The 14,785-nt window shown below is 40.9% G+C and carries 13 protein-coding genes; 12 read left to right on the forward strand and 1 reads right to left on the reverse strand.

Annotated elements, in window-relative coordinates:
* Positions 1-9: 9 nt before the first annotated feature.
* The gene (locus P1X15_RS28640; RefSeq protein ID WP_277341559.1) at positions 10-462 is read left to right on the forward strand and encodes a GNAT family N-acetyltransferase; all 453 of its coding nucleotides are present in this window, start codon (positions 10-12) and stop codon (positions 460-462) included.
* Here P1X15_RS28640 and P1X15_RS28645 read toward each other — a convergent pair.
* On the reverse strand, positions 454-975 hold the full coding sequence (locus P1X15_RS28645; protein WP_277341560.1) for a DinB family protein: 522 nt from the start codon (positions 973-975) through the stop codon (positions 454-456). The two genes, P1X15_RS28640 and P1X15_RS28645, sit on opposite strands and share 9 nt — an antisense overlap.
* A 261-nt stretch (positions 976-1,236) precedes the next feature.
* Between P1X15_RS28645 and P1X15_RS28650 the strand changes: the two genes are divergently transcribed.
* The 11 genes from P1X15_RS28650 (at position 1,237) to P1X15_RS28700 (ending at position 14,769) form a co-directional block, all read left to right on the forward strand.
* Positions 1,237-4,692: a response regulator gene (locus tag P1X15_RS28650; RefSeq protein ID WP_277341561.1), complete on the forward strand. Its 3,456-nt coding sequence runs from the start codon at positions 1,237-1,239 to the stop codon at positions 4,690-4,692.
* A 2-nt stretch (positions 4,693-4,694) separates the two neighbouring features.
* Positions 4,695-5,522, forward strand: a complete 828-nt coding sequence (locus tag P1X15_RS28655) for a protein-glutamate O-methyltransferase CheR (protein ID WP_277341562.1) — start codon at positions 4,695-4,697, stop codon at positions 5,520-5,522.
* A gap of 10 nt (positions 5,523-5,532) precedes the next feature.
* A complete protein-coding gene (locus P1X15_RS28660) occupies positions 5,533-6,114 on the forward strand; it encodes a chemotaxis protein CheB (RefSeq protein WP_277341563.1) in 582 nt (193 codons plus the stop codon).
* A gap of 6 nt (positions 6,115-6,120) precedes the next feature.
* Entirely contained in the window at positions 6,121-7,224 is a 1,104-nt protein-coding gene (locus tag P1X15_RS28665; RefSeq protein ID WP_277341564.1) for a hybrid sensor histidine kinase/response regulator, read from the forward strand.
* Between the two features lie 559 nt (positions 7,225-7,783).
* Complete coding sequence (locus tag P1X15_RS28670) at positions 7,784-8,170, forward strand: PleD family two-component system response regulator (protein WP_028665681.1); 387 nt, start codon at positions 7,784-7,786, stop codon at positions 8,168-8,170.
* 15 nt (positions 8,171-8,185) lie between these two features.
* Positions 8,186-9,358, forward strand: a complete 1,173-nt coding sequence (locus P1X15_RS28675) for a sugar transferase (RefSeq protein ID WP_277341565.1) — start codon at positions 8,186-8,188, stop codon at positions 9,356-9,358.
* Positions 9,355-10,296: a glycosyltransferase family 2 protein gene (locus tag P1X15_RS28680; protein ID WP_277341566.1), complete on the forward strand. Its 942-nt coding sequence runs from the start codon at positions 9,355-9,357 to the stop codon at positions 10,294-10,296. The genes P1X15_RS28675 and P1X15_RS28680 overlap by 4 nt, the downstream gene beginning before the upstream one ends.
* Before the next feature lie 17 nt (positions 10,297-10,313).
* On the forward strand, positions 10,314-11,522 hold the full coding sequence (locus P1X15_RS28685; RefSeq protein ID WP_277341567.1) for a glycosyltransferase family 2 protein: 1,209 nt from the start codon (positions 10,314-10,316) through the stop codon (positions 11,520-11,522).
* A gap of 55 nt (positions 11,523-11,577) precedes the next feature.
* Positions 11,578-12,450, forward strand: coding sequence for an alpha-1,2-fucosyltransferase (locus P1X15_RS28690; protein WP_277341568.1), 873 nt, complete (start codon positions 11,578-11,580; stop codon positions 12,448-12,450).
* A gap of 10 nt (positions 12,451-12,460) precedes the next feature.
* Positions 12,461-13,924 carry an O-antigen ligase gene (locus P1X15_RS28695; RefSeq protein WP_277341569.1) on the forward strand — a complete coding sequence of 488 codons (1,464 nt, stop codon included), beginning with the start codon at positions 12,461-12,463 and terminating at the stop codon, positions 13,922-13,924.
* A complete protein-coding gene (locus P1X15_RS28700) occupies positions 13,921-14,769 on the forward strand; it encodes a beta-1,6-N-acetylglucosaminyltransferase (RefSeq protein WP_277341570.1) in 849 nt (282 codons plus the stop codon). Before P1X15_RS28695 ends, P1X15_RS28700 begins: the two co-directional genes overlap by 4 nt.
* The last annotated feature ends 16 nt before the right edge of the window (positions 14,770-14,785 follow it).

Consider the following 14,785-nt stretch of genomic DNA (forward strand, 5'->3'; position numbering starts at 1 on the left):
CTATCGTCTATGCAAGTACGTTTGTTTGATTCACAAATATACCCAGGATTTCCTGAGCACTATCAGGAGATTATGGAAGTGTGGGAAGCTTCTGTGAGAGCTACGCATCATTTTTTGTTAGAAGCAGATATTCAATATTTTAAGCCTTTGATTCTCAATGAGTTTTTGAAAGCGGTTGATTTGTTTTGTGTCAAAGATAATAGCGGAGCGATAGTAGGGTTTATGGGACTGCACGAAGATAACCTAGAAATGCTCTTTATACATCCAAATATGCGCGGAAAAGGTATTGGTAAACTACTGACGCAGCGTGCTATTAAGCTTGGAATTTGTAAAGTAGATGTAAATGAGCAAAACCCTGACGCACTGGGTTTTTACCAACGTCAGGGTTTTGAAGTAGTCTCGCGCTCCGAACTCGACGGCTTAGGAAAACCCTACCCGATTTTACATTTGCGGTTAGCTTGATTGTGTTTTAACAATTGCTACCGTAACTAACAGCTGCCCCAGGTGGCGTTGGGTATGCTCAGCTGCATGAAAGAGCAGCCCTATTACTGTAGAGGGGATTTGGGCACGCCCTACACCCCGTATTTCGGTCAGTTGGGCTATATCAGTATGCCCAAGCTGAAGAAGTGCTTTCTCAATTTGATTACTAAATTTTTGGAATAAACGCTCAAAACTATCAGCTTCTGTTTGGGGTGAACCTTCGGCAGCAAGCCACTCAAGTTGGATAGGAGAGAGAGCTTCGCCACGCGCGTAGGTAAACAACCTATCCAAAACCCCCGTAAGGTGCTGTAAATGGAAACCCACGGAGGCCATCCCTGCTGGACATTGCCAGAGTAGTTGGTTATCAAAACCATGCCCAAGAGCAGCGACTTCTTCGCGTGCTTGTAGCAAAGCATGGGCTACTGGCTGGAGTAGGGTGGGGATGCTTGGTAGAGGGCCTCTAAGCCATACTTCAAGTTTTTGGGAAGTACTCATTAAAAAAATAAAATTGGTATTTATAGATGAAAGAACAGTAAAAATTGAAGTTTTTGGGATTTGTTGGTAAAAATTAAAAATATACCAAAATTATGAATTTGTCAGATAAGAAACTAGGTTAATCATTAAGTATGAGTGCTTTGTACTTCTTTATAAGTTAGTTATATTTGGGTCAGAGCAATCACCTCCATTTTTATGATATTCAAATTGGTTCATTTTTTGCAATAGCACTTCCATATTTTAATAACTACTTTGGAATATATGAAAATTTCTTCGACCAACTGGCTTTATTTAGGTTCTATTATGATTATTATGCTAGGGGGTGTTGTAGGGTATACTTTTTATGATACCATCCAGATGCAGGTGGCCGAAGCAGCATGGAATAAAAAAAAACACGAGGCGATTAATCAAATCGTGACGCTTGAAAAACTTCTTGTAGATATGGAAACGGGGCAACGAGCCTATCGTAGCACCAACGAAAAAAAATACCTGCTCCCATTCACCCTGGCTCAGTCTCATCTTAATCCTACCATCGAAAAACTCTCAGAGCTAGTCAGTGACAATGCCAAACAACTAAATCGCCTTTCTCAGATTGAAATAGTGATTTTGGCAATGCGAAATCTATGGAGTACGCAGCCACCTAATTTTGAACAGTATGATAGAAAGGTGGTTACGGAATTTGTGGAGAATGAAAAAAAACAAATGGATAACGTGCGGCGTTTGCTCAAACAAATGTATGATAATGAGCAACGGATGATTGTGACAAGAGACCAATACATGGTCACTCACGTAAATGAGCTTACTAGGGATAGTATTTGGGGGACCGTTTTTTTGGGAGTATTAGCGATAATCTTGACGTATTTTTATTATTTAGAGTTTAAAAATAAAGGGATTACGGAGCAACAACTTCAGGAGAATCTACGCGAGTTGGCCGAACTGAACCAAAGCAGTCGTGAAAAAAATTGGTATCTGAAAGGCCTTACTGTGGTGAATGATGCGATTCAAAACGTGAATGAAGTTGAAGAATTAGCCCAAAAAGTACTCAAAGCCCTTACTTTCTATTTAGAACTGCCCGCTGCTGCGTTTTACTGCTACCATCCCGAAACCAAACAACTTGTCTTGAGCGGTTCGAGTGCTCTTTCACCACAAGCTCCTTACTTTTGTGAAATAGGAGAGGGAATTGTGGGGCAAGCCGCAAAAGAACGGGAGTTGGTGAGTGTTAGAGCTATTCCAGAATCGTATTGGACTATCAAATCGGCTAGTGGTGAAAAAAAACCTGGTGAAATTCATTGTATACCATTGTGGGTTGGGAAAGAGCTTAAAGGAGTAATAGAATTAGTTTCTTTTTTTGCTTTAAGTGAGAATCAGCTCAGTTTGCTAAAAAATATCGCAAAAGACATTGCCGCTGCCTTAAATTCTATTCAATCGCATTTGCAGATTGTTAATTTGTTGGAACAAGTTCAGTACCAAAAAAGTGTTTTGGAAAACCAACAAGACGAGCTACGTCAAACCAACGAGGAGCTGTCGCTTCAAGCAGAGCGTCTGCAAGCTTCTGAAGAAGAATTGAGAGTACAAGAAGAAGAACTCCGCCACATCAATACGGAGCTAGAAGAGAAAAATGAAGCCGTAGAAGTAGCTCGTCAGGCTTTGGCCTTGAAAGCCAAAGAACTCGAAATTACGGGCAAGTATAAGTCTGAGTTTTTGGCTAATATGTCACATGAGTTGCGAACACCATTGAATAGTGTATTGATTTTGGCCAATTTGTTGAAAGAAAATAAAAACAACAATTTGACTGATAAACAGCTTGAGTATGCCAAGGTAATTCATAAATCGGGGTCTGATTTGCTCAACCTTATTAATGATATATTAGACTTGTCGAAAATAGAAGCCGGAAAAATTGAGTTTCAGTACGAACAAGTACCGCTACAGGGTATTGTAGAAGATGTTAAACAGTTGTTTCAGGTGGTAGCAGAAGAAAAATCGGTTCAAATGATTACGAAAGTAGATGAAACTTTGCCGAAAAGTATTTTTACCGACAAACAGCGTTTACAGCAAATTATCCAAAATCTGCTTTCCAACGCCTTTAAATTTACACCCAAGGGTGGGCAAGTACATTTGACTTTTGAGCTGACAAATGCTTCCCACCTTTATTTGGAAAGCCCCCTCAACAAGGCTCAAAGACAAATATCCATATCTGTTTCGGATACTGGAATAGGTATTCCTGAAGACAAGCAAAAACTAATTTTTGAGGCATTTCAGCAAGCCGATGGTGCTACTAACCGTAAATATGGAGGTACTGGTTTGGGGCTTTCGATTATCAAAGAATTAGTAAAGCGTATGGGTGGGGAGATTAGACTAGAAAGCGAGATTTCTAAAGGAAGCAAATTTTCGGTGTTTTTGCCGCTTGATTCGTTTGAGCCACCAGTCACTTCAACGGCACCTGTCCCGCCGATTGAAGAGAAAAAAATCGAAGAAATCGTTCTTTCTAAAGAGATAATTTCACAGACCACTATTACCGACGATCGGAACAACCTTAAAAATGGGGACCAAATCATGCTTATTATTGAGGATGACCCAGTGTTTGCTAATATAGTGCAGGACTTTGCTAGAACCAAAAACTATAAAACTATTGTGGCTCTACAAGGAGATGAAGGGCTTATGTACGCTAAAAAATACAATCCTTCTGCCATTATTCTTGATTTACATCTTCCCGTAGTGGATGGATGGAATATTTTGCATTGGCTCAAAAACAATGAAGGTCTCAAAAATATTCCAGTCCATGTGATTTCGGGAGCTGAAGATACTCGGGTGTCTATTGGAGGGGCATTGGCTTATATCCAAAAACCAGTCAAAGTACAAGATTTAGAAAAAGTATTTAGTCTTTTGGGTGCTCAGTTAGAGTTAGACCTCAAAAATATTTTGATTTTGTCGGATGAGCAACGTCAGCAAGGGGATTTGCTGGGCAAAGAAATAGAGGCTCGTTATAGTGATTTGAAAAGCGACTTTGTAAAAAATAATGGGGAAGCAATCGACAAAATGAACCAGTTGGATTATGATTGCTTGATTGTTGATATGCGCAAAAATCTCCAGAAAGGGATTGAAAACTTGAAAGGACTGCAAGCAGTCAAACATCCGAAATCTCTACCTGTAATCGTTTATATAGCCGAAGACCTCAGTCCCGCTACTGACCGTCAATTGCACCGTTTAGCCAATGTAGTGATTAGAGAGTCGGCGCAGTCAATGGAACGATTAATGGATGAGTTAGAATTGTTTATTTACAAAGTCAAAGAAGTTGAGGCCAAAAAACTGCCTGTATCTTTCACTGCTCTTAACAATACAGGACTCAAAGGAAAAAAAGTTTTGCTTGTCGACGACGATATGCGCAATGTCTTTGCGTTGAGTACGTTGCTCGAAGAGCAGGAAGTAAACATAGTCACCGCCGATAATGGCCGAGAAGCACTTGAGATGCTCAAACAAAACCTCGATACGGATTTAGTTTTGATGGATATCATGATGCCCGAAATGGATGGCTATGAGGCCATTCGTCGTATAAGACAGGATTTGAAACTTGGAGCCTTGCCGATTATTGCTCTGACGGCCAAGGCGATGCCTGACGACAAAGAAAAAGTAATGCAAGCAGGAGCGTCTGACTATATCACTAAGCCCATCGATACGGGGCAATTGTTCTCTTTAATGCGTGTTTGGTTGTCAAAATAGGTATGGATATTGGGTATCGACTTACAGATGTAGAATTAGACGAGATCATTCAGCTCATCTTACAAAAGTATGGCTATGATTTCAGAAACTACGCACGTACCTCGCTTACTAGGCGCATTGCAAGATGTATGAACATCGCCAATCTGAAAACCCTTTATGAATTGAAGTATAACTTAATAAATGAGCCTTCCTTTTTTACTTGGTTTTTGGAAACGTTGACGGTCAACGTCACAGAAATGTTTCGAGATCCTTTGTTTTATAAAGACTTGCGCGAAAAAGTCTTGCCCGCTTTGGCATCTTATCCTATTATCAAAATTTGGCATGCTGGCTGTGCCACGGGCGAAGAGGTGTTTTCGATGAGTATTTTACTACATGAAGCAGGGCTTCTTAATCGGACCAAACTCTACGCTACCGATCTCAACCCAGCCAATTTGGAGCGTGCGAGGAAGGGCATTATTTCGATGGAACAAACCAAAGAATACACCATCAATTATATCCAATCGGGAGGAAAAAATGATTTTTCTGTCTACTATACTGCTCATTATCAGTCGGCTATCATTCGAAAGGAGTTCCGTTCTAATATTCTTTTTGCACAACATAATTTGGCCGTAGACCAAGTTTTTAATGAATTTCAATTAATTTGTTGCCGAAACGTCATGATTTACTTTAACCGAGAGTTACAAAACCATGTCTTCAAGTTATTTTATAATAGTTTGTCTCCCAAAGGATACTTAGCAGTTGGAATCAAAGAATCTCTATTATTTACCGATGTAAAGGAGCAGTTTGAATCAGTAAGTGCGGCCACTCGTATCTATCGACGAAAAAATTAAGTTTTGAAAGATGCAAAAACAAGACATAAAGATGGTAGTCATTGGAGGATCTGCGGGGAGTTTGCCCGTAGTAATGTCTTTGCTAGAGGCGCTTCCAGAGATTTTCTCTTTTACGGTAGTGATTGTGATTCATCGTTCAAAAAATGTGTTCAGCGAAATGGACAAACTTTTATCGCACATACGACATGTCCAAAATGTACATGAACCAGACGACAAAGAGCCTATCTTAGCGCAGAGGGTTTATTTAGCTCCCCAAAACTATCACTTGCTTATCGAGCCAAATAAAACCTTTAGTCTTGATTATTCTGAACCTATTTCTTTTAGCAGGCCTTCAATTGATGTTACTTTTGAGAGTGTAGCGCAGGTATATGCGCAGCAGGCTGTTGGTATTTTGCTAAGTGGTGCCAATACCGACGGCACTAAGGGGGTTTCGGAGGTTATCAGAAAAGGTGGAATAGGGATTGTCCAAGATCCCGCTACCGCCGAATACCCTATCATGCCTCATGCCGCTTTGCTACAAAATCAATCGGCACTTTGTTTGCCAACCTCCCACATAACGACGTTTTTGAAACAACTTAACGATAACATATAAGTACACATGCCACATACTTTACGGGAATTTAAAATTCTTTTGGTTGATGATAGAGAAGAAAACCTTCTTGCGTTAGAGGAAATGTTGGCAGATGATAATCGCACTTTCTTAAAAGCCAATTCGGGGAACGAAGCTCTTAAATACACCCTCAAACACAACAATATTGGTCTTATCATGCTTGATGTACAGATGCCTGGCATGGATGGGTTTGAAGTGGCACGTATTCTAAAAACGAACCCTAAAACCAAAAATATCTCTATTATTTTCGTGACAGCCATCAACAAAGAAGAACATTACATCCTGAAAGGCTTTGATGAAGGGGCGGTGGATTATCTCCAAAAACCCCTTGATGTCAATGTGACTAAAGCGAAAGTTAAGGTTTTTCAGCGTCTTTACTACTATCAACAAGAGCTTAAAAGTACCGCAAACGAACTAGAGAGAATTAATAAACAGCTCGAAAAATTTACTTCAATTGTAGCACATGATCTGAAATCACCGTTGACGGGTATTATCGGCGCACTATCGCTATTGGAGATGGACGACGACGAAATGCTCTCCGCAGAAGAGCGGCATGAGTATATCTCTCATACCAAAGAAGCTGCAATGTACCTCTCCAATATGATCAATTCTCTGCTTGATTACTCTCGCAAAAGCATGGAGCAGCAAGTGATTGAAGAGGTGAACGTACAAGAGCTAGTGGAGCAAGTGGTACATTCGATGTTTTTGCCCGCACATATCAAGATTATATATCCGCAGGAACTACCTACTATTTTTACTAAAAAGGTAAAACTCCAACAAATTTTTCAGAACCTGATTAGCAACGCTTTTAAATATAACGATAAACCTGAGGGGTACATCGAAATTGGCTACTTGGAGAAAGAAGATTACTATGAGTTTTATGTAAAAGACAATGGCATGGGCATTCCGGCTGATGACCAAGAAGCCATTTTTAAATTTTATCGTACCTCTGTTAACAATTCCTTTGCAGATAGCAGTACGGGACTAGGGCTATCGATTCTCAAAATACTCGTCGAAGAGCAAGGTGGCAATATCTGGGTAGACTCCACGCTGGGTAAAGGAAGTACGTTTTATTTCCAATGGAGGAAGTAAGCAAGTAAAAGATGGTACTATATAGTGAGAACTCTGTAAAAAGGTATAATTAGTGTGTTTTGGTATATATTTTTTCTGTGTGCTAGTGCTGATATGAAGCAAAGAGAGTATATTTGTTTGTAAAAGATAGGTATAATTGTTGCTATAATAATAAATACAAAGGCTCTATTGAGAGATTTATCTTTCAGAGAAAAAAGTAAGGATGTTTTCAACCATTGTCGATAAATTTAGTTTGTTATGTGACTAAAAAGGATTAAAGAGAGTCTATACAATAAATATAAAAAGTAATTTAGCTTCTATCCAAGCTGGAATTTATGAATAAAAGTATTGTTTGAGCATTCTATAAACTTGTTTAATGAACATATAAAATTACATACTATACCTTTTCAGAACTTACAAACAAATGTCTCTGAAAACTGCATTCATAAGTACCAATTACTAGTTTCAATCCCTACTCTTCCATCATTTTTAATCATTTGAGCTCATTTAAAGGTGGGCTTAATGAAGTACGTATGTTAATCATAAAACTGAAAAGACTATATTAAAAATTTACTAGAATATGGCAAACCGGTATCATGTTTTGATTGTTGAAGATGACGCTTTTATCCGAAAAGTGTTACGCCATTCTTTGAAAGATGACTTTGAAGTAACTACCCATATCAATGGCATTGAAGCTATGGGATGGCTTGAAGAAGGCAACCCTGTAGATATCATTCTGACAGATTTGCAAATGCCCTACATGAACGGAGAAGATTTGATTCGAACGATTCGGGCTAGTCCTACCTTTCGTCATTTACCTATCATGATTTTGTCAACATTTGATGATAGTAACACCCGCATCAAATGCTTGGAGCTAGGGGCTGATGACTATATGACAAAACCCTTTAATCCCTTAGAAGTAAGGGCAAAAGTGATGGCAGTGATGCGCCGTGCCAAACAACTTTAATGAGAAGAGAATCAAATGCAAACCAACACCCACGGCAAGGTTGTTTTTCGAGTTGTATATGTCGAAAATGACCCGCAGCTCATCGCTACTTTTACCAAAGATTTTGCAGATATGGTAGAAATAACCCTTCAGCAAAATCAAATAGACGCATTAGAATATCTTGAGAAAGGAAATTTGGCGGATTTGGTGGTAGTCAATGATTCTCTAGGATATAACCATATTTTAGAGGGAATCGATTATTATGAATATATGAAGCATTTGGCGGTGATTGTCTTAAGTACTGTCAACGAATCCAAGCTCACCAATCAAGCCTTAAAAAAACATATTATTGATGTTTTTGGTATTCCCTATCCTACTGAAGCGCTCAAAATAAGGTTTCAGTACCTGATTCAGAAAAAAGAATACAAAGAGTCAAAAAAAATCCCGTATACGCATTCGTCGATTCGGATGCCCGTCGGTAAGCGGGCTTTTGATATAGTGGTTTCTTTTACGGCTTTGCTGTTTTTGTCACCGCTGCTGCTGATAGTAGCGGTATTGGTCAAGCTCGACTCCAAAGGCCCTATCTTTTATGGCTCTAGAAGGGTAGGAATGGGCTATAAAATGTTTAATATGTACAAATTTCGTACGATGCGTACAGGAGCCGATAAGCTTATTTCGAGCATGAGCTCGCTCAATTTGTACAATACCGCCACTCCCGAAACCGACACTGAGGATTACTTGTGTGAGGCCTGCCAGCTGGCGGGTACGGAGTGCCAACGCCCTTTGTTTTTGGACAACGAACAAGTCTGCGAAGATGTATACCATAAGCGACAAAAGGCCAAAGCAACTTTCATGAAATTTAAGGAAGACCCGCGAGTCACTAGGCTAGGGAAGATATTAAGAAATACGAGTATCGACGAATTGCCCCAATTGTTCAACATTCTCATTGGCGATATGTCATTTGTTGGTAATCGCCCCTTGCCTCCTTATGAGGCCGAAAAACTAACCGCCACGGGCTATGCACGGCGTTTTGCAGCTCCTGCGGGCTTGACGGGGCTTTGGCAAGTTACCAAAAGAGGCAAAGCGAAAGTGTCTGATATAGAGCGTATTCAGTTAGATGTTTTGTATGCAAAAAAATACTCTTTTACTACCGACTTAGTCATTATGTTGAAAACGGTCAAAGCATTGTTTCAAAAAGAAAATGTATGAGTCGCTTACCTTTTGTATCTTTTATTACCATCAATTACAACCAAGCGGCAGTCACTTGTCAGATGCTTGATTCGACACGTCTGCTTACGTATCGTAATTTTGAGGTGATTGTAGTAGACAACGCTTCCGCAGAAGATCCCACACCTCTGATAGCCCAAGGAAACTATGAAGGAGTACGGGTGATTTTGAGTGACAAAAATCTAGGGTTTTCGGGCGGTAATAATGTAGGAATCAAGGCAGCAAAAGGCGATTATTATTTTTTCTTAAACAACGATACCGTAGTGACGCCCGACTTATTGGAGCAGCTTCTTCAACCTTTTCAGAAAGATCCTACGGTGGGAGTCGTTTGTCCCAAAATTCGTTTTTTTGATCATCCAAACGTGATTCAATACGCTGGATACCACCCTTTGAGCAAATACACGGGGCGTACTTGGGCAATTGGTTTAGAAGAACAAGATCATGGGCAGTATGATGTATCTGGCCCTACACATTTTGCGCATGGAGCTGCCATGATGGTAAAAAAAGAAGTGTTGGCCAAAACAGGCACTTGGGAGGAGAGTTATTTTTTGTATTATGAAGAACTTGACTGGTCGGCACGTATAAGACGTGCGGGCTTTCAAATATACTATCAAGCACAGGCTTTGATTTATCATAAAGAATCGATAAGTGTAGGGAAAGCCAATCCCATGAAAGTATATTATCACATACGAAATCGGCTGTGGTTTATGCGGCGCAATACCCAAGGATGGCCACTTTTTGTGTTTTGTGTATATTATTTTCTATTGGCTGTTCCCAAAGCCTTTATGGTGCATTTACTTAAAAGGGAATGGCCTTATTTGAAAGCCATCAAGGAGGCCATTAAGTGGAATTGGCAGCATCACATCAAAGCCAATGGCAGCATAGACCCTCCTGTCGAACTTATTCCTTACCGAGTTTAATCTCTCCTTTTTCGACGATGATAGAATTGTTATTTATTCTTGGATTGGCGCTGGTTGTATATACTTACCTTGGGTATGGAATAGTGGTGTGGGTGATGATTGCGATAAAAGGGCGCAGGAAGCCTTACTACTCTGAAGACTATCTACCTGAGGTGACATTGGCGGTGCCTGCTTACAACGAACTTTCGTGCTTGCCCGACAAAATCCAAAATTCTCTTGCGCAAGAATATCCAAAAGATAAGATTCGCTTTCTTTTTGTAACAGAAGGCTCCAATGACGGTTCGGAGCAATGGATTGAGGAGCATTATAAAGGAGTGGTAGAAGTACTTGGCGGGAGTGAGCGCCGTGGAAAAGTAGCTGCCATGAACAATGCCATGCAGTATGTTCATACGCCTATCGTGATTTTTACGGATGCCAATACCCATCTTAATCGTCTGGCTGTCAGAAATATAGTGAGGCATTTTTCTGACCCTCAAGTAGGTGCAGTAGCTGGCGAAAAACGTATTCAGACCGCTGATAGTGAATCGGCGGCGGGAGCAGGCGAAGGGCTATATTGGAAATACGAATCCCAACTCAAACGCTGGGATGCCGAGCTACATACCATAGTGGGAGCGGCAGGGGAGTTGTTTGCGCTTCGTACGGAGCTTTATGAACCCGTCGAAACCGATACTATTCTGGATGATTTTATAATTTCATTGCGCATAGCTGGGCGAGGATACCGAGTGGCTTACGAGCCTGAGGCTTATGCTTTAGAAGCTCCTTCCTATTCGATTTTGGACGAACAAAAACGAAAAATTCGGATTGCAGCGGGCGGTTTTCAGTCGATTGTACGTCTTAAACATTTGCTGAATCCTTTCCAGTATGGGGTACTTACTTTTGAATACGTATCGCATCGAGTGTTTCGGTGGGCGGTGGCGCCTTTGTGTTTGCCCCTCATTTTTTTGACCAATGCTTGGTTGGCTTGGAAATCCTATCCTCCTACGGATGTGATTTCGTATGGGTGGGCTGTGATGTTTCTATTGCAGTGTTTGTTTTATGGAGCAGCATGGGTAGGGTATCAGCTTGAGCAGCGTCAACTGCGGTGGAAACTCCTCTTTGTGCCGTTTTACTTTACCTTCATGAATGTATGTGCGCTGGCGGGATTGGTACGATACTTGCGTGGAAAGCAATCAGGGGCTTGGGAAAAAGTAAGACGAGCAGAGGGCATAACTTTGAAAAAATCGTAATAACACAGGCTGCTGCTTCACAATAGCGGCGCCATTAGCATGTACTTTTATTCTTATGATTTTTGGACGAATCACCCACGGTCTTGGCAATCAGCTTTTTCAGTACGCACTAGCGCGTAATCTAGCCCTGCGTCTGGGTACTCAGGTATACGTGGATTTGAGCTATTATAAATACACCTATACCAATGATACGCCGAGGGTATTTAAGCTTCAAAATTTTAATATTGACTATAAAATCCTCAACGGCTCTCCGCTTGAATATGTATCTAAAGCTACCAAGTTGTTTCCAAATCGGACGCTAAAGCCTTTGTGTGAATTTGTGAAGGAATCTGGTTTCAACTTTCATCCTGAGGTGTTGCAAGCGAAGTCTTCGGTTATCATTTTGGAGGGCTTTTGGCAATCTGAAAAATATTTTAAAGAAAACACAGTCACTCTCAAAAAAGAGCTCACCTTCAAAAAGAGCTTTAGTCCTCAGTTTGATTTTTACAAAAATGAAATCCTAAAAACGCCTAACCCCATTTCTATTCACATTCGTCGGGGAGATTATGTAAACAATGTAGAGTCAAGTCAAACTTTTGGGTTTATTGGGGACGGGTATTACCAACAAGCCGTTGACGTAGTTCAAAATCAATTTTCCGACTTTCGTTTCTTTGTTTTTAGTGATGATAAAGAGTGGACTAAAGAAAATTTCAAAGTAGGAAAGGATACTGTATATATCGACAATCCAGGGGATGACGGAGATATTGATGACCTTCACTTGATGAGTTTGTGTAAACATCACGTCATTGCCAATAGCTCGTTTAGTTGGTGGGGAGCATGGCTGAGTAGTTTAGATAATAAACTGGTGATTGCTCCTAAAAACTGGTTTAAGAATAAGCCAGAAATGAATACAAAAGACTTGATACCAGATAGTTGGACGAAAATATAGCTTATCGCTCATGCTTGATCTGCTCTCCTCCATACCCTATTCACCACAAGGCAAGCGCTGGCTTTATGGCCTCATAGGCCTTGGGAGTGCGGCATTTGGAGGTATATTGATTGCCAAATTGGGAATGACGGGGGTTGTATTTTCGGCCTTGATTCCGATAGGGCTGATTGTGGTAGGGGCTATTTTTCGCAATCCCAAGCTAGGGCTTCTCACTTACATTCAGTTGAGTTATTTGGTCAATGCTTTAGCGCGGTTTTTGCCTTTTAGTTTGCCTTACGGGCTTATTATTGACGGAGTGTTGGGGCTTACCTTACTTAGTTTGGTGGTCAATGCCAAAAGCTTAAAGTGGGAGCGGATACAACATCCTACTTTTTACTTGGTTTTGATGTGGTTTGTTTACAACGTACTCGAAATTGCCAATCCTGAGTCGCCCTATAGAGCGGCTTGGTTTTATCACGCACGGCAGTTTTCTATCCACTGGATTATGGTATGTTGTATCATTTTGGTGCTGGATATTACTCGCAAAGATATTGTCAACTTGCTCAAAACTTGGATGATATGGTCGATTTTTGCGGCACTCTGGGCGTTTAAGCAACAGTACATCAGCCTGACCAATGCCGAGATAGAATGGCTCAATGCGGGTGGTGCCAAAACCCATATCTTGTTTGGACATTTGAGGAGTTTTTCTTTTTATACCGATGCTTCTCAGTTTGGGGCCGAAATGGCCGGTTTGACCCTTGTGTGTCTTATTTTTATGTTTGAAGAAAAGACTTGGAAAGCAAAAATTCCCTACCTTATTTTGGCCTTTTTCTATTTTTGGGGGTTTGCGGTATCAGGTACGAGGAGTGCGCTTTTTATCATGTTGGCGGGTTATCCTTTCTATTTGTTTATCAAGCGCGATTTCAACAAAATCTTGCTCGGGATGTGCGTAGCTATTCCGATGATGATTATTCTTCTTTTTACAAATATTGGTAATACCAACTACCAAATTTATCGGATTCGTACTGCTTTGAGACCCATGGAAGACCCTTCTTTTTTGCTTCGTCTCGAAAACCAACAAAAACTCTCTAACTACTTACGGCATCTGCCTTTTGGGGCTGGAATTGGCTCGGCAGGGGATACCGGCGCACGTTTTTCGCCGCACCATTTTGCTTCTCAAACTCCGCCTGACAGTTGGTTTGTGCAAGTATGGATTGAGACGGGGGTAGTGGGGCTGTATGTGTATATCGGGATGCTGTTGGGCATCATCGCGGTAGGGGTACATCGTATATGGAACCTGCAAGACCCCTGGCTTATCAAAATCATGTGTGCATTGTTGGCAGAGTTTGTAGGAGTAGTGGTGATGGGCTATTCCAATCCTGTGATGGGACAGTTTCCTACTAGCTCATTTATTTTTATTACTTCGATTTTATTTACTTCAAGCGAGCGCTGGGATCCGGCGTTTGGATTGATGTCAAAAAAGGGCAAAAGATGAAAGTAGCGCATTTGATATTGGTTCATACCCAGCCTCATCAGCTCAATCGATTGATAGGAAGTCTACTTCATCCAGAAGCCGATTTTTATATACACCTCGACAAAAAAGCGGACATAAAAGTGTTTCGGGAGGCAATCACCCACCCCTCTGTCGTATTTGTCACCAAAAGAGTAGATGTACGCTGGGGGGCTTATAGCATGGTACAGGCTACCCTCAACGGTTTTGAAGAAATATTGGCCACTAAAATCCCTTATGGCTATGTCAATTTGCTGAGTGGGCAGGATTACCCTTTACAGTCGCCGGAGACAATCCATCGGTTTTTGGCAAGCAATCCTCTTCAACAATACATGGAGTTTAGGGAGGTAGAAAATGACTGGCAGGAGGCAATTCCACGGATTAAAAAATACCATTTGGTGAATTTTAATATCCCAGGGAAATTCAAGCTTGAGGCTCTTATCAATACCGTCCTTCCGCCGCGTCTGCTGCCCCAAGGAATGGTAGCGGTGGGGCGCTCCCAATGGTTTACGATTACCTTAGAGGCGGTTCGTTTTATCATAACCTATCTCAAAGAACATCCCCGTTTGGTACGTTTTTTTAAGCTTACTTGGGGGGTAGATGAAATTATTTTTCAAACTATTTTGTACAATTCTCCTTTCAACGCCACGCTTGTCAACGACAACCTAAGGTATATTGATTGGTCTGAAGGAAAAAGTAGCCCCAAAACATTGACCCTAAAGGACAAAGAAGTATTGAAAAGTTCGACGAAGTTTTTTGCCCGTAAATTCAACGAAGCCACGGAGGCTTCTATATTGGATTGGTTGGATGAGGAAATGAAACAAGACTAAAGGCTTACAAATGTTT

The sequence above is a fragment of the Runella sp. MFBS21 genome (assembly GCF_029433105.1).
Lineage (GTDB): Bacteria > Bacteroidota > Bacteroidia > Cytophagales > Spirosomataceae > Runella.